Here is a 21,284-nt window from a genome sequence, read left to right on the forward strand (position 1 = left end):
AGCGGGAGGGGAATTTACAAGGCTTCAACGCGTCGGATAATTGGGCGCTTCCCGCGTGATCGTCACATCATGCACATGGCTTTCCGACAATCCGGCATTGGTGATCTGAACGAAGCGCGCCCGCTCCTGAAGATCCTTGATCGTGCGGCTGCCGGTATAGCCCATGGCCGCCTTCACGCCGCCGACGAGCTGATGGATGACATCCTTCGCCGGTCCCTTGAAGGGCACCTGACCCTCAATGCCTTCGGGCACCAGCTTCATCTGATCCTTGATGTCCGCCTGAAAATAGCGGTCCGCCGACCCCCGCGCCATCGCGCCGACGCTGCCCATGCCGCGATAGCTCTTATAGGCGCGCCCTTGATAGAGGAAGGTTTCGCCCGGCGCCTCCGCCGTGCCCGCCAGCAGTGAGCCAACCATGACGCAGCCTGCGCCCGCCGCCAGCGCTTTCGCCACATCGCCCGAGGTGCGCAACCCGCCGTCCGCGATCACCGGAACGCCCTGCTTGGCAGCTTCCTCCGCCGAATCCATGACGGCGGTAAGCTGTGGCACGCCCACGCCCGCGACCACGCGGGTGGTGCAGATCGACCCCGGCCCGATACCCACCTTCACGCAATCCGCGCCCGCCCCGATCAGCGCCTTGGTCGCCTCGGCGGTGGCGACATTGCCGGCCACGACCTGAACATGGTTGGACAGCTTCTTCACCGCCTCGACGGCGACCGCGACCTGCCTGCTGTGACCATGGGCGGTATCGATGACGATCAGGTCGCACTCCGCGTCGATCAGCGCCTTGCTGCGCTCCAGCCCTGCATCACCCACGGTCGATGCCGCCGCCACGCGCAGGCGGCCCGAAGCGTCCTTGGTCGCCTGCGGATAGGTGACGGCCTTCTCGATATCCTTGACGGTGATGAGGCCGACGCAATGATAATGATCGTCCACCACCAGCAGCTTTTCGATGCGCCGCTGGTGCAGCAGGCGCATCGCCTCATCCTGGCCCACACCCGTCTTCACCGTCGCAAGATTGTCGTGCGTCATCAATTCGCTCACCGGCTGGGCCGGGTTTTCCGCGAAGCGCACGTCGCGGTTGGTGAGGATGCCGACCAGCTTGCCCGTAGCCTCGACCACTGGAATGCCGCTGATCTTGTGGCGCGCCATCAGCATCTGGGCATCGGCCAGCGTGGCATTGGGGGTGATGGTGATGGGGTTCACCACCATGCCGCTTTCGAAGCGCTTGACCGCGCGCACAGCGTCCGCCTGTTCCTCGATCGAGAGATTGCGGTGCAACACGCCGATCCCGCCCAACTGCGCCATGACGATTGCCATGTCGGCTTCCGTCACCGTGTCCATGGCGGACGACAGGACCGGGATGTTGAGCCTGATCGCCTTGGTTACGTAAGTGCTGGTGTCCGCCTGGCTGGGCAACACATCGGATTCGGCGGGCTGCAACAGCACGTCGTCGAAGGTGAGGCCAAGGCGAATATCCATGTAAAAGCCACTTTCTGCTGCGCGGACCATGCAGGGGCATAGCATGATCGCTGGGGGATTCGTGGCGGCCCATGTAACCATTAACCAGCAAAACGGCCAGACCCCCGATGGTATTTTATTGCGGGGATATTTTGGACGGGGTGTCGAGGGGTTAGATTGGGTGGAAGGCGGACGCTTCCTGTTTTGTCATTCCCGCGAAGGCGGGAATGACGAACTTCGAAAATGTCCGGAAATGGCCAAAAAAGTGAGCGTTTGATGATATTGTCATCCCATCGAAAGCTGGGTTCTCGTGAGGCTAGGTCGAGCGCTATCGCCTGAAATCCCAGCTTTCGCCGGGATGGCGGAAATGAAGGCCGCTCCCCACCCAAAACGGCCACAAGAAAAAGACTGGCGGATTGCTCCGCCAGCCTTTTCTGTTTCGCTTGAGGGCAGGACTTAGAAGTCCATGCCGCCCATGCCGCCCATGCCGCCGCCGGGCATGCCCATCGGCGCCTTGTCGTCGGCGGGCAGTTCAGCGATGGTCGCTTCGGTCGTGATCAGCAGGCCGGCCACCGAAGCGGCGTCCTGCAGCGCGGCGCGAACGACCTTGGTCGGGTCGATGACGCCAGCGGCGACGAGGTTCTCATAGGTGTCGGTCGCGGCGTTGAAGCCCTTGGTCTCGTCATTCTCGCGCAGCAGGTTGCCAGCGACGACGGCGCCGTCGACGCCCGCATTCTGGGCGATCTGGCGCAGCGGCGCTTCGATGGCCTTGCGGATGATGTCGATGCCACGGGTCTGGTCGTCATTGGCGCCCTTGAGGCCATTGAGAGCCTTGGTCGCGTACAGCAGAGCCGTGCCGCCACCGGGGACGATGCCTTCTTCAACGGCTGCGCGGGTCGCGTGCAGCGCGTCGTCGACGCGGTCCTTGCGCTCCTTGACTTCGACTTCGGTGGCGCCGCCGACCTTGATGACGGCCACGCCGCCAGCCAGCTTCGCCAGACGCTCCTGCAGCTTTTCGCGGTCATAATCGGACGTGGTGGTCTCGATCTGAGCGCGGATCTGCTCGGTGCGGCCCTTGATCGCTTCGCCATCACCGGCGCCATCGACGATGGTGGTGTTGTCCTTGTCGATCGTGATGCGCTTGGCGGTGCCGAGCATGCCAAGGGTGACGTTTTCGAGCTTGATGCCGAGGTCTTCGGAGATCACTTCGCCCTTGGTCAGGACGGCGATGTCTTCCAGCATGGCCTTGCGGCGGTCACCGAAGCCGGGAGCCTTGACCGCAGCGACCTTCAGGCCACCGCGCAGCTTGTTGACGACCAGGGTTGCCAGCGCTTCGCCTTCGATATCCTCAGCGATGATGAGGAGCGGACGGCCCGACTGAACCACGGCTTCGAGGATCGGCAGGATCGACTGCAGGTTCGAAAGCTTCTTCTCGTGGATCAGGATGTACGGATCAGCCAGCTCGACAGCCATCTTTTCCGGGTTGGTGATGAAATAGGGCGACAGATAGCCGCGGTCGAACTGCATGCCTTCGACGACGTCCAGTTCGAAGTCGAGACCCTTGGCCTCTTCCACGGTGATGACGCCTTCCTTGCCGACCTTTTCCATCGCTTCCGCGATCTTCTGGCCGACTTCGACGTCACCGTTGGCGGAGATGATGCCGACCTGGGCGACTTCCTGCGAACCGGAAACCGGCTTCGAGCGGGCCTTGACGTCTTCGACGACCTTGGCGACGGCGAGGTCGATGCCGCGCTTCAGGTCCATCGGGTTCATGCCGGCGGCAACCGACTTCATGCCTTCGCGAACGATCGCCTGGGCCAGAACGGTCGCGGTGGTGGTGCCGTCACCGGCGATGTCGTTGGTCTTCGAAGCGACTTCGCGGACCATCTGGGCGCCCATATTCTCGAACTTGTCCTTCAGTTCGATTTCCTTGGCGACGCTGACGCCGTCCTTGGTGATGCGGGGGGCGCCGAAGCTCTTGTCGATGACGACGTTGCGGCCCTTGGGGCCGAGCGTCACCTTGACCGCGTCGGCCAGGATGTCGACGCCGCGCAGAATGCGCTCACGGGCGTCGCGGGAGAATTTTACTTCTTTTGCAGCCATGGGTAAAAACCTTCTTGCAAATGTGTGTGCGGGGAAATCTTGAGTAGGTCAGACGACGACGCCCAGCCCGTCGCCTTTAGGCGACAACACCCAGAATATCCGATTCCTTCATGATCAGCAGGTCTTCACCGTCGACCTTGACTTCGGTGCCCGACCACTTGCCGAACAGCACGCGGTCGCCCGCCTTCACGTCCAGCGGAGTGACCTTGCCGTCTTCGGCCTTGATGCCGGTGCCGACAGCGACGATCTCGCCTTCCTGCGGCTTTTCCTTGGCGGTGTCGGGGATGATGATGCCGCCGGCAGTCTTCTCTTCCGCCTCTACGCGGCGAACGAGAACGCGGTCATGCAACGGACGAAATGCCATGTTGTGTGCCTTTCCCTCTTTACGACGTTTAAATGGGATGAGGTGGAACCGCCATGGACGGCGACTCCGGCTCCTTCTCCCGATGAACCCGTGTCTGTTAGCACTCCCGATCAGGGAGTGCCAGCGCCGTTTCATATGGACGGGAAAGCCCGGAGATCAAGAGCCACCCGTATTTTTTTGGACCCGGAATTTTCCGAACGCAGAACGAAAGAGATTATGACGATGCCGCTATAAGACTTCCGTGCGGACAGAGACAGTCAAACTGTTGCCAAAATGCTTCTACGTGCAAAAAATACGACAAATGCAGGCCGATGCCGGGGAAATACTGCTTTACGTGAATAAAACAGAACAGCAACATTCCCCTGTCGGCTCAACCGGATAGCGGATGGTCGGACAAAAGCAGCGTGATGTCGCGGCATTCCCAGACCGCGGCGCGCGCCACAGAGGGGATAGCCTGATGTCTATGATGAAGACATTTGCCCGGCTGCGTGATGGCGCGGCCCTTTCCGTGTTTGCCCTTGCCAGCTTGAGCGCCGTCGCGGCGACACCAGCCTTGGCCCAAAGCTCTCCGCAAAGCTCCTCCACCGCCGATGAGGGCGAAACCATCGTCGTCACCGGATCACTATTCCGCCGCACCAATACGGAAACGCCATCCCCGGTTACGGTTCTCACCGCCGAGACGCTGCAAAAGGCGGGCATCACCACTGCTTCCGACGCCATCCGGTCCGTGTCCGCCGACAGCGCCGGATCCATCGGCACCGGCTTCCAGAGCGGCTTTTCCGCTGGCGGTTCGGCCGTGTCGCTGCGCGGCCTGGGCGTGTCCTCCACGCTCGTTCTGGTGGACGGGCTGCGCTCCACCAACTTCCCGATCAACGACGACGGGCACAATGCCTATGTCGACCTAAACTCCATTCCGTTCAGCCTGGTCGAGCGGGTCGAAGTGCTGAAGGACGGCGCGTCCTCCACCTATGGCGCCGATGCGATCGGCGGCGTCGTCAACCTGATCCTGAAGAAGCATTTCAACGGCATTGCGGGCAGCGCCGAGGCGGGCGCCGCCTTCCAGGGCGATGCCGCGCACCAGCGGCTGGACCTGACCGCCGGCTATGGCGACTATGAGGATCAGGGCTGGAATATCTACGTCAACGGCGAATATCAGCGCGACGGCCGCGTCACCAACCACAGCCGTGGCTTTCCGTACAACACGCTGGACCTGACCTCCATCGGCGGGCTGGATAACAATAATAATGACAGCACGCTGACCGGCCAGGCAGATAACGGCACGCCGACCGCAGTGGTAACCCGGGTCAGCCAGACCGACCTCAACAATCCGCTTGCCGGCGGCGGCACGTTGCTGACGAACCAATATCAAGCGCTCAACCTGAACTGCGCCAACGGCACCTATACCCAGACGGGAGCGCAGGTCGGCACCGTCTGCAAATATAATCTGGAGGATCAATATAATCAGCTCGCGCCCCTTCAGCGGCGCTATGCCTTTAGCGGCCGCATCAGCGTGCGGATCAACGACAATGTCGAAGCCTATCTGACCGGCATGTATTCCAACAGCTTCGTCAGCATCATCAACCAGCCACGCGCCCTGCGCGCCACCCAGCCCTTCGGCGCTTCGCCATCGCTGGCGTCGAACAATCCGGGGATCGTGCTGCCGGTCTATATCTGCTCGGCGGGCGTCAATTGCGCCACGGCGGCCAATCGTCAGCTCAATCCGAACAACCCCTTTGCGGCCGCCTTCGCCAACGATCCCGCCAATGGCGCGGCGCGCATCCATTATCTGTTCGGGGACATTCCGGCGGGCAGCGACCGCACCAATGAGGTGTGGCGCTTCGCCGGCGGCTTCAGCGGCAGCATCAATGACGACTGGAACTGGAAGATCGACGGGGTTTACGCCCGCGACAACCTCAAGATCACGCAATATGGCTATCTGAACATCGCCAACACGCTGAACGCGATCAACACGGGCGCCTATAATTTCGTCAATCCCTCCGCCAACAGCCAGGCGGTGCGGGACTTCGTGTCGCCTGACATCACCACGCCGTCGCATTCGGAAATGTATTCGGTCGATGCGTCCGTGACCAAGAAGCTGATGGACCTGCCGGGCGGCCCGCTCCAGATCGCCATCGGCGGGCAGGTGCGCCATGAGATGCTGGAGAACAACAACCAGAATGCGGCGCTGGACACCTGGACGCTGACGACATCCGCGGCCTTCGGCAAACATACCGTTTCGGCCGCCTATTTCGAAGTGCAGGCGCCGATCCTCGACAGTCTGGAGGTGAACGCATCCGGCCGCTACGACCATTATTCGGAAGGGTTCAGCCACTTCTCGCCCAAGCTGGGGGTGAAGTTCACGCCGATCCGGCAACTGGCGCTGCGCGGCACCTTCTCCAAGGGGTTCCGGGCACCGACCTTCGCGGAATCGAACCCGCGCAGCCAGTTTGCGGGCTTCTCCAACTTCACGCCGCCAACCTCCTTCCAACTGGCGCATGGCAATAACGGCTATTCGCAGAGATATCGGCTAGGGTCCGGCCTGACCGGCAATCCCGACCTGAAGCCCGAAGTGTCGCGCAGCTTCACGGCGGGCGCCATCTTCGAGCCGACCCGCTGGCTGAGCCTGACCGTCGATTATTATAATGTGAAGAAATCGGACCTGATCGTCGCGGGGCCGCAAACAGGCGATGCTCGAAACGCCTATTATGGACAGTCGAACGTGGCCGCTGCCTGTGCTGCGGTGGCTGCCGTAGGGCCGGGCTATAGCTGCTACGCCATCGACGCGCCCGACCCGGCATTCCCCAATGCCCTGCCCCGCGTGCTGATCATCAACGCACCGTTCGTCAACGCCAACTATGCAGTGACGTCGGGCGTCGACTTCTCGGCCACCGCCAAGATTCCGCTGGGCGACGAGATCATGTGGACGAGCCGGATCGAAGCGACCCATGTGATCCAATATGATCTGCACACTGCCAAGGGCGTGCAGAAATATGCGGGCACCATGGGCCCCTATGAGCTGTCGTCGGGTAACGGCACGCCCGATTGGCGCGGCAACTGGCAGAATACGTTGCAGATCAGGAAATTCGCCCTGACCGCGACGGCCTATTATGTCGGCAAGATCAAGGCGGTGGCGGCGGACGAAGGATCGCTCGACCTTTCCTGCGCCCACAATCTCTATTCAAGCAATCCGCTCTATTCCGACAAATTCTGCCATGTGAAAAGCTTCATCAATGTCGACATGAACGCTCAGGTGGAAGTGAACGAGAATTTCACCTTCTTCGCCAATGTCGGCAATGTGTTCGGTCGCCGGGCTCCGCTGGCGCCCGCTTCCTATACAAGCTCGCCCAATTTCCTGACCACTTGGCATTATGCCGGGCTGATCGGCCGCACCTTCAAGGCGGGGGCAAGCTTCAAATTCTGATCTTCCGTTAAAGGGGGAGAAAGGGCGGCCTCCCTTGGGCCGCCCTTTTTTTGCGCGCGCGCGTTTGTATCGCGGGCGGGCGATCCTTACCTAGCGCCGGAGCGGTGGACCTCCTCGCTACCCGCCGCCCCTGTTAGAAGCCTTTAGAGGGATCGCCTGCATGACCGACACAGCCTATATTCCGCCGCGCGTCTGGACCTGGGACAAGGATAATGGCGGCGCCTTTGCCAACATCAACCGGCCGATCGCGGGACCGACCCATGAAAAGGCGCTGCCGGTCGGCAAACATCCGTTGCAACTTTATTCGCTCGCCACGCCCAATGGGCAAAAGGTGACGATCCTGCTGGAAGAGTTGCTGAAGGCAGGCAAGGATGCGGAATATGACGCCTGGCTGATCCGTATCGGAGATGGCGATCAGTTCGGCAGCGGCTTCGTTTCGGTCAATCCGAACAGCAAGATCCCGGCGCTGATGGACCATGGCGTCTCTCCGCCCCGCCGGGTGTTCGAGTCCGGCTCGATCCTGGTCTATCTGGCCGAGAAATTCGGCGCTTTCCTGCCGACCGATCCGACCAAGCGCACCGAGACGCTCAACTGGCTGTTCTGGCAGATGGGCAGCGCGCCGCTCCTGGGTGGCGGCTTCGGCCATTTCTTCGCCTATGCGCCGGAGAAATTCGAATATGCGATCAACCGCTATGCGATGGAGGCCAAGCGGCAGCTCGATGTGCTGGACCGGCAACTGGCCGAGCATGAATATATAGCGGGCGAGGATTATACGATAGCGGACATGGCGATCTGGCCCTGGTATGGCGGCGTCGCGCTGGGCCGCGCCTATGATGCGGCGGAGTTTCTCGACGTGCAGAGCTACAAGAATGTGCTGCGCTGGGCGAAGCAGATCGACGAGCGGCCCGCGGTGAAGCGCGGGCGGATGGTCAACAAGGCGAACGGGCCGCTGGAAGAACAGCTACACGAACGCCATGAAGCGGGCGACTTTGCGACGCGCACGCAGGACAAGCTGGAGGGGGCGAGCTGAGGGCGACCTTATCCTTGTCCGGTTTTGCCTAGGCGGTTTTGAAATTTTGCGCCGGGTGGCTTCCCGCCATTCCCCCTCCCGCTTGCGGGAGGGGGATGTCTTGGAAATGTCCAAAACCGGCCACACACACACTATCCCGCCGCTTTCACGATCTCCGCCCAGGCGGCTTCGTCGATCACTTCAATGCCGAGCGCGGCGGCCTGTTTGAGTTTCGAGCCGGCGCCGGGACCGGCGACCACCAGGTCGGTCTTGGCGCTGACCGAGCCGGCGGCCTTGGCGCCCAGCCGTTCGGCCTGCGCCTTGGCCTCGTCGCGGCTCATGGTTTCCAGCTTGCCGGTGAAGACGACCGTCTTGCCCGTGACCTGGCTGGCGGTGGTTTCGACCACATAATCGGGCGGAGAGACTTCGCTCAGCAGGTCGTTCCACACCTCCACATTATGCGGCTCGTGGAAGAAATCGGCCAGTGCATGGCCGACCGCTGAGCCCACATTTTCGACGCCGATATGTTCCGCGATCGCCTTGTCGAGGCGGTTGCGGAAGCGGCCTTCCTCTTCCCCCTCCGCAGGCTCGGCGGCATCGCGCAGGGCGATGATCTCTCGGGCAAGCGCGTGAATCGCCTCCAGCGTCGTATAGCGTTTCAGCAGATCACGCGCCGTCACCGCCCCGATATGACGAATACCCAGGCCGAAGAGCAGACGGGCGGCGTCGGGCCGACGCTTCGCCTCTATGGCAGCGAGGAGATTGTCGACCGATTTTTCCTTCCAGCCCTCCCGGCCCAACAGGCTTGGGCGGTGAGCCTTCAGGCGGAAAATGTCGGCGGGTTCGGTGATCCAGCCCAGATCGAGAAATTCCTCTATGCTCTTCTCGCCCAGCCCCTCGATATCGAGCGCGACGCGGCTGACGAAATGGCGCAGCCGTTCGAAACGCTGCGCCGCGCAGATCAGGCCGCCGGTGCAGCGGATGTCGACCTCACCCTCTTCGCGCACGGCTTCCGAATGGCAAACGGGGCAATGATCGGGGAAAGTGAAAGGATCGCGCACGGCATCGCGGGTCAGATTGTCGACCACCTGCGGAATGACGTCGCCCGCGCGCTGCACGACAATGCGGTCGCCGGGACGTACGCCCAGACGCTCGATCTCGTCGGCATTGTGCAGGGTGACGTTGGAAACGACGACGCCGCCGACAGTGACGGGGGTCAGACGGCCCACCGGCGTCAGCTTGCCGGTGCGCCCGACCTGGATATCGATCGCCTCCAGCGTGGTCTGGGCGCGTTCGGCGGGGAATTTATGGGCGATGGCCCAGCGCGGAGCCTTGGCGACGAAACCCAGGCGTTGCTGCCAGTCGAGCCGATCGACCTTATAGACCACGCCGTCAATGTCGAAGGGCAAGTCGGCCCGCGCCGCCTCTATGGCGCGATAATGGGCGATCAGCGCTTCCAGCGTGTCGACGCAGGTGAGCCGGTCGGAAACGGGCAAGCCCCAGTTCGCAATCACCTGCATGACGCCGAGCTGGGTTTCGGCGGGGACCGCGCTGACCTCACCCCAGCCATGGGCCAGGAAGCGCAGCGGGCGGCTGGCGGTGACGGCGGCGTCCTTCTGGCGCAGCGATCCGGCGGCTGCGTTGCGGGGGTTGGCGAATTGGCGGGCCTTTTCCGGGTCTTCGGCTTCGGCCGCCAAACGCGCGTTGAGGGCAACGAAATCGGCCTTGGCCATATAGACTTCGCCCCGGACCTCGAAAAGATCGGGGATGGCTTCGCCCGTCAGGCACTGCGGGATGTCGTCGATGGTGCGGACATTGGCGGTGACATCCTCGCCGGTCGTGCCGTCGCCGCGCGTGGCGGCGAGGACCAGTTCGCCCTTTTCATAGCGCAGCGAGCAGGACAGGCCGTCGATCTTGGGCTCGGCGGTCAGCGCCACCGGGGCATCCTCGGGCAGCGCCAGGAAGCGGCGGACGCGGGCGATGAATTCGGCTATGTCCTCGTCGGAAAAGCCGTTGTCGAGGCTCATCATACGGACGGCATGCTGCACCTTCTTCAGCGAAGAGGTGGGCGCTGCGCCGACCTGGGCGTTGGGAGAGTCGCTGCGGATGAGATGCGGGAAGGCGGCTTCCAGCGCATTATTTTCGCGGACGAGCGCGTCATAGTCGGCATCCGCAATCTCCGGCTCGTCCTGATCGTGATAAAGGCGGTTGTGACGTGCAATCTCGCGCGCCAGGCGCATCAGGCGATTGGCGGCTTCGGCTTCGGTCATTTGCGTGGGGTCGGTCATCAGCCCTGATTCTTGAAAAACTCGTCTATCTTCGAACCCCAATAGACTTCATGGGGCGCGTGAACACCATCTGCATCGATAATCTCGGCAGCGCTCTCCTTTAACAGCCGAACCAAACGCGGTTCGGCAGCACATCGGTTCAAAGAGACAAAAAAGGTTTCCGCATCAGGCGCCAGCCGGTCGGCATGGTTGAGAATAGCCTCCATATCTGGATCACCGGGAGCCTCGAACCGCAACCAGTAGCGCGCAATACAATCCTCCAGAGCCTGTCGTTCCAGCGGATGATATTCGCGATCACAGCGAGCCATGAACATTAGGGCATTCAGAACAGCAACGAAATCGGCTCGTTGACGAACGTTCAAACCCCAACCCGGTTTCGAGCGTTGCGATCTGTCGATCTCAAATTGTGCAAAGAAAGCCAATGGCGAACCGAGTAACTCTCCCGTCGCCGCATCAGCAATATCCGTGATGCGATCGACACGAAATTGACGCACCGCCGCCCGATGATGACAGAAAGCCCATAAATAGAGCGTATCGGCGGCACGATCCAATCGTTGGCAGGTTACAAGCCGCTGAGTAACCTCGCCTTTGCTTGCCGGATAGGTAAGAACGAAGGGTAGGCCAGAAACCGAAATGAGTTTTTCTTGCCACGCAGGCAGCCCGTCTTCGGGAACAGAGGCAGGGTGATCGTCCTCATCGGGGACAACAAAGTCGGTGAGGATTGCTCTTGCTGCGACAAACTTCCCGCGAACCTCCGTCCACAAACTGCTCATCCTTTTGCCCCCTTAGAAATCCAGCCGCACCTCTGCGGCAGCCCCAGCTTTTAGAGTTTGCCTCGATTTGATTGAAGCGCAATGTGCTCCTGCGAAGGCTGGAACACAGTTCAAACGGCAGGACTGGGCTCCTGCATTCACAGGAGCACCACTTTCCTTCGAACAAAAATCCTAAACTCCCAGCAGCCTTTCCGCCTGCGCCCGCGCCTCTGCGGTGATCTCCGCGCCAGAGAGCATGCGGGCGATTTCTTCGCGCCGTTCGCCATCGCTCAAAGCATGGACGCCGGTGCGCGTGACCGTGCCCCCGTTCACATTGGCGCTCGATTTGGCGATCAGCATATGGCCCGCACCCCGCGCCGCGACCTGAGGGCTGTGGGTGACGACCAATATCTGATTGGTCTTCGACAAGCGCGCAAGGCGGTCACCGATGGCGGATGCGACCGCGCCCCCTACCCCGCGATCGATCTCGTCGAAGATCAGCGTGTCCGCCCCGCCCTGCTCCGCCAGCGCGACCTTGAGCGCGAGGATGAAGCGGGACAATTCGCCTCCGCTAGCGATCTTGACCAGCGGCGCGAAGGGCGCGCCGGGGTTGGTGGAGATTTCGAACTCCACCCGGTCCATGCCATGGGCGCCCCATTGCCCCTCCCCCTGCGGTGCGACCACGGTGCGGAAGCGGGCGGCGTCCAGTTTCAGCGGCGCCAGTTCGGCGGCGACAGCGGCGTCGAGCTTGCCCGCCGCCATCTGTCGTTCGGCGGACAGAGCCTGCGCTGCTTCACGATAGGCGGCCGCCTTGGCCCTCGTCTCCGCTTCAAGGGCGGCAAGATGCTCCTCCCCACCTTCGATCGCGGCCAGTTTCGCGGCCATGTCGTTGCGCAGGGCGGCGAGATCGTCGGGCTGCACCTGATGCTTGCGGGCCAGGCCGCGCAGGTCGAACAGGCGGGTCTCGATGGCGTCGAGCCGGGCGGGATCGAAACTCAGCGCCTCGGCGGCTTCGTTCAGGCGGTCCTCCGCTTCGCTCGCCTCGATCACGGCACGGTCGAGCGCGGCGAGAACCTCGGCCAGCAGCTCATATTCGCTGACGATCCGGTCGAGTCGGCGGGCAGCCTGCCGCAACTGGGCAAGGCCGCCATCGGAGCCGGTGAAGCATTCGGTAACGGCGGACAGATCGTCGGACAGGCGGGCACCCTTCTGCATGGTGGCGCGTTCCTCGGCCAGCAGGGCTTCCTCGCCGGGTTCGGGCGCGAAGCGGGTGAGTTCGTCCACCGCATGGGTCAGGTAATCGCGGTCGCGGGCAGCCGTTTCGACGCTGGCGCGGCTTTCGGCAAGGCGGTCGGCGGCGGCCCGCCAGGCCTGATAGGCGCCGGAGACAGCGCCAGTGTCGCAGCGCCCATAGGAATCGAGCAAGGCCCGATGCCCACGCGGGTTGAGCAGACCGCGATCGTCGTGCTGGCCGTGGATTTCCACCAATGCGCTGCTAAGGTCACGCAGCAAGGCGGCCGAACAGGCCTGGTCGTTGATGAAGGCGCGGCTGCCGCCATCGGCCTTGACCATGCGGCGGATGATCAGCGGCTCGCCCGGTTCCAGGTCGATGCCATTGTCGGCCAGCAGGTCCGTCGCGCGATGATCGGCGCGGGGCGTGTCGAAGGTGGCGGTGACGCTGGCCTGCGCCTCCCCATTGCGGACGAGGCCGCTGTCGGCGCGAGCCCCCAGCGCCAGACCCAGCGAATCGAGCAGGATCGATTTGCCTGCCCCCGTCTCGCCGGTCAGCACGCCCAGGCCGGAACCGAAATCCAGGTCCAGCGCCTCGATCAGCACGACATTGCGGATGGACAGGGCGGTCAACATGACGATGGTCCGCGAATGTCATTCCAGCGAAAGCCGGAATCTCGGGCCGCCAGGTCGCGCCCGGACGCCTGAAACCCCAGCTTGCGCTGGGGTGACGATATCATCCGATTAAGCCTTGGGCGCATGTTCCCGCATGAGCTTGTAGGACCGCTCATACCATTTCGAACCGGGATAGTTCTTGCCCAGTACCGCGGCAGCCTTTTGCGCTTCGGCGGGAATGCCGAGCGAGAGATAGCTTTCCACCAGACGCTCCAGCGCTTCCGGCGTATGCGTGGTCGTCTGATATTTGTCGATCACCGTGCGGAAGCGCAGCGTCGCCGCCAGCCACTGACCCCGGCGCTGGTAGAAGCGCCCGACTTCCATTTCCTTGCCCGCCAGATGATCGTTGACGAGGTCGAGCTTCAGCCGGGCGTCGGCGGCGTAGCGCGTGTCGGGATAGCGGCGGATCAGCTCGCCCAGCGCGTCCAGCGACTGCTGGGTGATCTTCTGGTCGCGGGTGACATCGGCAATCTGTTCATAATAGCAAAGCGCGATCAGATAATAGGCGTAGGGCGCGTCCTTGTTGCCGGTATGAATCGACAGGAAGCGCTGGGCGGCGCCGATCGCTTCGGGATAATCCTGATTCATATAATAGCTGAAGGCGGACATGAGCTGCGCCCGGCGCGCCCAGGGCGAATAGGGATGCTGGCGCTCCACCTCGTCGAACAGCGCGGCGGCGAGCTTGTACTGCCCCCGATCCAGCCGATATTTGCCCGCATTGTAGAGCGTGGACACGTCGCGGGCGACATATTGGGTGTCGGCCTTGTTCTTCGACGTCGCGCAGCCGGCGAGCAGGGCGGCAAGCAGAAGCGGTGCGGTGGCCGCGCCGATGCGCGTCATGGTTTTCGTCAGCATGGCCGGGTCATAGCCGAGCGAATGCGCCGCGCCAAGCGGCAGAATGGTGGCAAGCGTCACTATGCGCGGACTGGCAGGTCCAGCCGTGCGGTCGCGCCGCCCTGCGCCGAGCGCTGGAGGGAGAAACGGCCGTTCAATTGCCCCGCCAGCGCGTTGGAAATGCGCAGGCCCAGACTCTGACTGCCGCCCAGGTCGAAATCGGGCTCTATCCCCTTGCCGTCGTCGGTTACGTGGAGCGTGATCCCGCCGTCCGCCATGTCCAGACCGACATGGATGCGACCCGCCCGATGCGGCAGGCCATGTTCGATGGCGTTGCTGACCGCTTCCGTCACGATCAGCGCCAGCGGCACGGCGATATCGGGTTCGAGAATCAGGTCTTCCGGCGCTTCGATGGTCAGCGCTATGTCATCACGGCCGCTGGCTTCCACCACATCGGCGGTCAATGTCGTTAAGAAGGCGCGGATATTCTGCCCCTCCCCCGACGGATTGTAGAGCGCACGGCTGATCCGTCCGACCAGCGCCAGCCGGGCCGAGGCGTCGTCCAGGGCGCGGCGGGCGATGTCATGGTCGACATCGCGCCGCTGGAGCGAGAGCATCGCGGCCACGACCTGAAGATTATTGGACACGCGGTGCTGCAATTCGTGAAACAGCAGCTCGCGATTTTCCGCCAGCGCGCGGCTGCGCTCCCGCTCGATCGCGAGGTTGAAATTCGCCTCTGCATGAAATGGATGAGCGCGATGTCGACCGCCACGACGGCGCCGTAAAAGCCAAGGGCCAGCAGGACACCCGGATCGAATGCAATGCCCATGCGCGGCGGAATGAAGAAATACCAGGAAAGCGCGCCGCACAGCAGGCCCGCATAGATGCCCGGCCGTACGCCGAAGAGGAAGGATGAGAGAATGACGGCAGGAAAGAAGGACACGAAAGGATAGCCGACCGGCATGACGATTTCGGCGGCGCTCCGGATCGCAAATGCGATCAGGCAGAAGGCTGTCGTCAGCAGATAGGCCTGCCACGGTCGCCGCAGGACAAGCGGCAGGCGCTCCACGAATTTTTCGTTCCTGCGCTGCATATGTCCCCCCAAACCCTTTGTTACCGTATCATAACTTTCATTCCCGCCAACTGATTGAGATCAGGAAAGACTCGATTCCATCGAAAAGGGCGCCCGGATGATCCGGACGCCCTTTCCTGCTGTTTCAGCGATGTGCTTGCGCGATCAGTCCTGGGTCAGGAAGTCGGGCAGACCGGCGTTCGAGCCGTCATCATCACCGCCCTTGCCGCCTTCGCCACGCGGGCCACGGTCACGGCGCGGGCCACGATCGCCACGACCTTCACCACCGCGACCGCCACGGTCGCCGCCATCGCGACGCGGGCCACGGCCCCGATCACCACGATCACCGCGGTCGCCGCGCGGTTCACGCGGCTCGCGGGCAGGACGGGTGTCCTCCAGCTCTTCGCCGGTCTCCTGATCGACGACGCGCATGGACAGGCGAACCTTGCCGCGCGGGTCGATCTCCAGAACCTTGACCTTCACTTCCTGGCCTTCCGACACGACGTCGGTCGGCTTTTCGACGCGCTCATTCTTCATTTCGGAGACGTGGACGAGGCCGTCCTTGCCACCCATGAAGTTCACGAACGCACCGAAGTCGACGATGTTGACGACCTTGCCGGTGTAGATCTTGCCGACTTCCGCTTCCTCGACGATGCCGAGAATCCACGCCTTGGCGGCTTCGATCTGAGCGATGTCGGACGAGCTGATCTTGATGATGCCCTCATCGTCGATGTCGACCTTCGCGCCGGTTTCCGCGACGATCTCGCGGATGACCTTGCCGCCGGTGCCGATGACGTCGCGGATCTTCGACTTGTCGATCTGGATCGTCTCGATGCGCGGGGCATGGGCCGACAGCTCGGAACGGGTCGAGGACAGCGCCTTGCTCATCTCACCCAGGATATGGGCACGGCCTTCCTTGGCCTGACGCAGGGCGACTTCGAAGATTTCCTGCGTGATGCCGGCAACCTTGATGTCCATCTGCATGGTGGTGATGCCCGCTTCCGTGCCCGCCACCTTGAAGTCCATGTCGCCCAGATGATCCTCGTCGCCCAGAATGTCGCTGAGGACAGCGAAATTCTTGCCTTCCAGGATCAGGCCCATGGCGATGCCCGACACCGGACGCTTGAGCGGAACGCCCGCGTCCATCATCGACAGCGAACCGCCGCAGACCGTCGCCATCGAGGACGAGCCGTTGGACTCGGTGATGTCGGACAGGACGCGGATGGTGTAGGGGAACTCGTCCTTGCTGGGCAGGACGGGGTGCAGGGCGCGCCATGCCAGCTTGCCATGACCGACTTCGCGACGGCCCGGCGCGCCGAAGCGGCCGACTTCACCGACCGAATAGGGCGGGAAGTTATAGTGCAGCATGAAGTTTTCATAATAGACGCCGTTCAGGCCGTCGATCATCTGCTCGGCGTCCTTGGTGCCCAGCGTGGTGGTGCAGATCGACTGCGTTTCGCCACGGGTGAACAGCGCCGAACCATGGGTGCGGGGCAGGAAACCGACGATCGCCTCGATCGGGCGAATCTGCGTGGTGGTGCGGCCGTCGATGCGCTTGCCGTCCTTCAGGATGGCGCCGCGCACGATCTCGGCTTCCAGCTTCTTGGTCAGCTTGATGCCGGCCATGACGGTCTGGGCGTCCAGGCCGTCAGCGGTGAACTGTGCCTTCGCCTTGGCGCGGGCTTCGTTCAGCGCGTTGGAGCGGGCCGACTTGTCGGTCAGCTTGTAGGCGGCGGTGATGTCCTTGCCGATCAGCTTCTTGAGCTTCTTCTTCAGGTCATCCAGATTGTCGCCCGTGGCAACGTCCCACGGATCCTTCGCCGCCTTTTCAGCAAGGTCGATGATCGCGTTGACGATCTTCTTGCTGGCTTCATGGGCGAACAGGACGGCGCCGAGCATGACCTCTTCCGACAGCTCCTTGGCTTCGGATTCGACCATCATCACCGCACTGCCGGTGGCGGCGACGACCAGGTCGAGTTCGCCGGTCTTCACTTCGTCCAGCGACGGGTTGAGCTGATATTCACCATCCTTGTAGCCGACGCGGGCAGCGCCGATCGGACCCAGGAAAGGCACACCCGACAGGGTCAGCGCGGCCGAAGCGGCGATCATCGCCACGATATCGGGCTCGCTCTCGCCGTCGAAGCTCAGAACCTGAGCGATGACGTTGATTTCGTTATAGAAACCTTCGGGGAAGAGCGGGCGGATCGGGCGGTCGATCAGGCGGGAAACCAGCGTTTCCTTTTCCGTGGCGCCACGCTCACGCTTGAAGAAGCCACCCGGAATGCGACCGGCGGCCGAATATTTTTCCTGATAATGGACGGTCAGCGGGAAGAAGTCCTGTCCTTCCTTCACCGACTTGGCGGCGGTCACGGCGCACAGCACCACCGTCTCGCCATAGGTCGCCAGCACGGCGGCGTCGGCCTGACGCGCAATACGGCCGGTTTCGAGAGTCAGGGTCTTGCCTGCCAGCTCGATTGATACCTTCTTTACATCGAACATAGATTTTTCCTTCGCCCGCGCGGCCCTATTGCCGGGCGGGGCCTGTGTTGCGCGCTATCCGGCGCGCGGCGGTTTCGGGGCATCGTCTGGCCCCTTGTTTCGAGGGATCGCGCCGGATTGCACAATCTCCTCACCTGCTTACCGTGTTCCTGCGACCCGAAGGGCGGCGTAAGCCAACGCAGGAACCCAGTTCTGGTCTTTGTCCTGGATCCCCGCCTTCGCGGGGGCGCCCCAGACCTATTTGACCAATACGTAATCGGCCCGCCGAAGCGGGCCGAACGATTGGGTCACTTACTTGCGCAGGCCCAACTTGGCGATGAGGTCGGTGTAACGCGCCCCATCCTTCTTCTTCAGATAGTCCAGCAGCGAACGGCGCTTGTTGACCAGCATAAGCAGGCCGCGACGGCTGTGGTTATCCTTGTGGTGACCCTTGAAATGCTCGGTCAGGTTCGAAATGCGCTCCGAGAGGATCGCCACCTGGACTTCCGGCGAACCGGTATCGCCTTCGGCGCGGGCATGTTCCTTGATCAGCGCTTCCTTGCGCTCAGCAGTAATCGACATCGGCTTCCTTTCATTTTAGAGATTAAAGCCGCGCACCACCCGGATCTCCGGGCCACTGGCTTCGACCAGCGCGACGGGTGTTTGCCCGTCCATCGCCAGCATCAGGCCGGTATGCGGTTTCCCCATAAGCACCTTCCCCTGTCGGAGAGCCAGCGCGTCATCGGGAGAGACTGCGAGAGCCGGGATGTCGTCCAGCCCTGCGGTCAACGGCAGCATGCACTGCGCGATGCCGCCGCCCCTAGCAGCTTCGTTCAATTTGTCCAGCGAAATCGCGGATTCCAGGGTGAACGGCCCCGCCTTAACCCGGCGGAGCATCGTGACATGGCCCACCGTGCCAAGCGCGAGCGCAATGTCGCGGGCAAGGCTGCGGATATAGGTGCCCTTGGAGACATGAGCGGTGAGGGTGACGGAGGCAAACCTGTTTTCCTCGAGTTCTGGCCCTTCCGGCTCCTGCCCCGTGATGGAGAGGGCGTGGATGGTGACGGCGCGGGTCTTCATCTCCACCTCCTGCCCTGCGCGGGCGAGGTCATAGGCGCGCTGGCCGTCGATCAGGATAGCCGAATAGGCAGGCGGAGCCTGCTCGATCGGGCCGGTGAACCGCGGCAGCACGGCTTCGACATCGGCCAGCGTCGGGCGATGCTCGCTGGCGGCGATTTCCTTGCCCTCCAGGTCGAGCGTGTCGGTCTGGACACCGAAGGCAACGGTAAAATCATAGATTTTGTCGCTGTCCAGCATCCGCCCGGCGAGCTTGGTCGCTTCACCGATCGCGATGGGCAGCACGCCAGTCGCCAGCGGGTCGAGCGTGCCGCCATGGCCGACCTTCCACTTCCCCGCGCCACTCTGGCGCAGGGCGCGCTTCACGGCGCTCACTGCCTGGGTCGACCCCAGGCCATGGGGTTTGTCGATGATGATCCAGCCGTGCATGGCGGCGGGCTCTAACCGTCATGCGGCCTATTGTCAGCCCTTCTTGGGCCGGCAGACAAATCAGTCGCCCGATCGCCTTTCAGCAAAATGGCGGCGGCAGAGCGCGACATAGCGGTCATTGCCGCCGATTTCAGTCTGCTCGCCCTCGCGGATCGGGCGTCCTTTCCCATCGACGCGCAGGTTCATGATCGCCTTGCGCCCGCATTCGCAGATTGTCTTGATCTCCGTCAACGTGTCGGCAAGGCCCAGCAGCGCCGCGCTGCCCTCGAACAATCGCCCCTGGAAGTCGGTGCGGATGCCATAGCAGAGCACGGGGATGCCCAACCGGTCGCACACCGCGGCAAGCTGCCAGACCTGATCGGTGTTCAGGAACTGCGCTTCGTCGATCAGCACGCAGGACAAGGGGGTCTCCGCCTGCCGCGCCTCGACGGACTGGAAAAGATCGGTCGCCGCGTCGAAGAGATGCGCCTGCGCCTCCAGCCCGATGCGGGACACGATCCGGCCCTGGCCGTAGCGGTCATCGATCGCGGCGGTCCAGAGCATGGTTTCCATGCCGCGCTCGCGATAGTTGAAGCTTGATTGCAGCAGGGTGGTCGATTTGCCCGCGTTCATCGAGCTGTAGTAGAAATAGAGCTTCGCCATCAGCGTGCCATCGGAGCAACGCTTTTGAGGAAGCGCACAAGCGCATCTCCCAGCGCAATGCGCTTGTCGGAGAAACTATGGTCGGTCGGCCAGACCATCAGCCGCGTGTCCGGATTGGCGGATTGCGCGTCAGCGGTGACCTTGCGGGCCATAGCGCCGATGCCCCGCTCCGCGCCGATGATGGTGAGCGGGCGGCGGCCATAGCCGACCAGTCGGCGGCCGAGGTCGAATTTTTGCGGCTGGGCGCGGATTTCGCCGGTCAGGCTGTCATAGGTCGCGCCTTCAAGCGGCGGCAGGTCACTGGCGACTTCGGCCTTCCAGGCGGCTTCGCCCTGCGGCGTCGAGAGCGCGGCAACGGTTTCGGCCGGGTCCCAGGGGTCGATCAGGAACAGGCCGGCGACATGGGGTTCGGCGGCGGCGACATCAGCGGCCATGAAGCCGCCCATGCTGTGGCCTGCGACGACGATGGTGCTGGTATCGATACGATATTTGGCCACGGTGGCGGATTGCTGGAGATATTGCAGCGCGTTCCAGGCATCTTCCGAGGCGTGGGTGAAAGAGAAGCTGCCGGGACTGCCCCAGGAGCCGCGATAGTGAAGCGTCAGGACATTCCATCCGGCGCGGCGGGCGGCCTGGGCGATGTCCAGATTCTGCTCATTGCCGGGAAAGCCGTGGAGCAGAAGCAGAGTCGGGTGAAGGCCCGATCCGGCAGCGGTATAGAGAACCGCGTTCAGCGCGCCATCCTCGGAGGGGATGACGAAGGCGCTCACGCCAGCCGGATAGGCGCTGTCGGGCGCGGGATCGCTGATGACGGCGGGGTGGATCGGCGCTTCCTTCGCCGCCAGCGGCGCAGCGAGGGCCAATAATCCGCCCGAAAATATCCCGATTCTTTTCATATGCCCTGCCCCTTGGTTCTTGTCCGGGAGAGGCGTTGTTAGCCGGGCTGCGCCGTCCCGTCGACGGGATTAGAATCAGTTCGCTTCACGGAGAGCCTAGTCCCGCACAGAAGCACTGCGCGCTCATTCGTCTTCAGGCGTTTCCAGATCGCGGGCAACCTTGGGGTCGCGAAGCAGCTTGTCGATGTGGGTACCCTCATCGAAACTCTCATCCGCCAGGAATTTAAGCTTCGCCGCATATTTGAGGCGGATGCGGGTCGCAACCTCGCGCTGGAGATAGGCGGTATTGGTGCGCAGAGCCTTCAGCACCGCTTCCTCATCCTGTCCCAGCAGCGACTTCACGAACACGGTCGCGTGGCGCAGGTCGGGTGACATGCGGACTTCGGTGATGCTGACGACATGCCTGGCCAGCACATCGTCATGCACGTCACCGCGCTGGAGGATGTCGGAAAGGACATGGCGCACCTGTTCGCCTACACGGAGCAGACGAACGGAGGGGCCTTCATTTTGTTGAGCCATTGCAAATCCTGGCCACCCCGGCTTGCACCGGGGT

Annotated in this window: 16 protein-coding genes and 1 pseudogene; 3 read left to right on the top strand and 14 right to left on the bottom strand. The window is 62.8% G+C overall.

What is annotated here, in order from left to right:
* Positions 1 to 24: 24 nt before the first annotated feature.
* Positions 25 to 1,482, bottom strand: coding sequence for an IMP dehydrogenase (guaB, locus tag K426_RS15610; RefSeq protein WP_066558913.1), 1,458 nt, complete (start codon positions 1,480 to 1,482; stop codon positions 25 to 27).
* Between the two features lie 43 nt (positions 1,483 to 1,525).
* Between guaB and K426_RS31335 the strand changes: the two genes are divergently transcribed.
* Positions 1,526 to 1,738, top strand: a complete 213-nt coding sequence (locus tag K426_RS31335) for a hypothetical protein (RefSeq protein WP_145907343.1) — start codon at positions 1,526 to 1,528, stop codon at positions 1,736 to 1,738.
* A gap of 179 nt (positions 1,739 to 1,917) precedes the next feature.
* Here the strand turns inward: K426_RS31335 and groL are convergent, their stop codons facing one another.
* The gene (gene groL, locus K426_RS15615) at positions 1,918 to 3,564 is read right to left on the bottom strand and encodes a chaperonin GroEL (protein WP_066558918.1); all 1,647 of its coding nucleotides are present in this window, start codon (positions 3,562 to 3,564) and stop codon (positions 1,918 to 1,920) included.
* 76 nt (positions 3,565 to 3,640) lie between these two features.
* The gene (groES, locus tag K426_RS15620) at positions 3,641 to 3,928 is read right to left on the bottom strand and encodes a co-chaperone GroES (protein WP_066558920.1); all 288 of its coding nucleotides are present in this window, start codon (positions 3,926 to 3,928) and stop codon (positions 3,641 to 3,643) included.
* 457 nt (positions 3,929 to 4,385) lie between these two features.
* Between groES and K426_RS15625 the strand changes: the two genes are divergently transcribed.
* Positions 4,386 to 7,349, top strand: coding sequence for a TonB-dependent receptor (locus K426_RS15625; protein ID WP_066561871.1), 2,964 nt, complete (start codon positions 4,386 to 4,388; stop codon positions 7,347 to 7,349).
* Positions 7,350 to 7,509: 160 nt separating this feature from the next.
* Complete coding sequence (yghU, locus tag K426_RS15630; RefSeq protein ID WP_066558923.1) at positions 7,510 to 8,379, top strand: glutathione-dependent disulfide-bond oxidoreductase; 870 nt, start codon at positions 7,510 to 7,512, stop codon at positions 8,377 to 8,379.
* Between the two features lie 131 nt (positions 8,380 to 8,510).
* On the opposite strand, the gene ligA is transcribed toward yghU, so the two are convergent.
* From ligA to rbfA, 11 genes and pseudogenes are all read right to left on the bottom strand, one after another.
* A complete protein-coding gene (ligA, locus tag K426_RS15635) occupies positions 8,511 to 10,646 on the bottom strand; it encodes an NAD-dependent DNA ligase LigA (protein WP_066558926.1) in 2,136 nt (711 codons plus the stop codon).
* The gene (locus tag K426_RS30360; protein ID WP_082748618.1) at positions 10,646 to 11,419 is read right to left on the bottom strand and encodes a WYL domain-containing protein; all 774 of its coding nucleotides are present in this window, start codon (positions 11,417 to 11,419) and stop codon (positions 10,646 to 10,648) included. Before K426_RS30360 ends, ligA begins: the two co-directional genes overlap by 1 nt.
* Positions 11,420 to 11,590: 171 nt before the next feature.
* Complete coding sequence (recN, locus tag K426_RS15645; protein ID WP_066558930.1) at positions 11,591 to 13,264, bottom strand: DNA repair protein RecN; 1,674 nt, start codon at positions 13,262 to 13,264, stop codon at positions 11,591 to 11,593.
* Positions 13,265 to 13,372: 108 nt separating this feature from the next.
* Positions 13,373 to 14,158 carry an outer membrane protein assembly factor BamD gene (locus K426_RS15650; protein WP_066561873.1) on the bottom strand — a complete coding sequence of 262 codons (786 nt, stop codon included), beginning with the start codon at positions 14,156 to 14,158 and terminating at the stop codon, positions 13,373 to 13,375.
* Between the two features lie 59 nt (positions 14,159 to 14,217).
* Positions 14,218 to 15,230, bottom strand: a pseudogene (locus tag K426_RS15655) (sensor histidine kinase).
* A gap of 144 nt (positions 15,231 to 15,374) precedes the next feature.
* Positions 15,375 to 17,708 carry a polyribonucleotide nucleotidyltransferase gene (gene pnp / locus K426_RS15660; RefSeq protein WP_066558933.1) on the bottom strand — a complete coding sequence of 778 codons (2,334 nt, stop codon included), beginning with the start codon at positions 17,706 to 17,708 and terminating at the stop codon, positions 15,375 to 15,377.
* A 291-nt stretch (positions 17,709 to 17,999) separates the two neighbouring features.
* Positions 18,000 to 18,269, bottom strand: coding sequence for a 30S ribosomal protein S15 (gene rpsO / locus K426_RS15665; protein ID WP_022681215.1), 270 nt, complete (start codon positions 18,267 to 18,269; stop codon positions 18,000 to 18,002).
* Between the two features lie 15 nt (positions 18,270 to 18,284).
* Positions 18,285 to 19,193 carry a tRNA pseudouridine(55) synthase TruB gene (gene truB / locus K426_RS15670; RefSeq protein WP_066558936.1) on the bottom strand — a complete coding sequence of 303 codons (909 nt, stop codon included), beginning with the start codon at positions 19,191 to 19,193 and terminating at the stop codon, positions 18,285 to 18,287.
* A gap of 60 nt (positions 19,194 to 19,253) precedes the next feature.
* The gene (locus K426_RS15675) at positions 19,254 to 19,835 is read right to left on the bottom strand and encodes a thymidine kinase (protein ID WP_066558944.1); all 582 of its coding nucleotides are present in this window, start codon (positions 19,833 to 19,835) and stop codon (positions 19,254 to 19,256) included.
* Entirely contained in the window at positions 19,835 to 20,731 is an 897-nt protein-coding gene (locus K426_RS15680) for an alpha/beta hydrolase (protein ID WP_066558952.1), read from the bottom strand. Before K426_RS15680 ends, K426_RS15675 begins: the two co-directional genes overlap by 1 nt.
* Before the next feature lie 123 nt (positions 20,732 to 20,854).
* On the bottom strand, positions 20,855 to 21,250 hold the full coding sequence (gene rbfA / locus K426_RS15685) for a 30S ribosome-binding factor RbfA (RefSeq protein WP_066558954.1): 396 nt from the start codon (positions 21,248 to 21,250) through the stop codon (positions 20,855 to 20,857).
* Positions 21,251 to 21,284: the final 34 nt, after the last annotated feature.

Origin of the sequence: Sphingobium sp. TKS (assembly GCF_001563265.1) — a bacterium.
Lineage (GTDB): Bacteria > Pseudomonadota > Alphaproteobacteria > Sphingomonadales > Sphingomonadaceae > Sphingobium.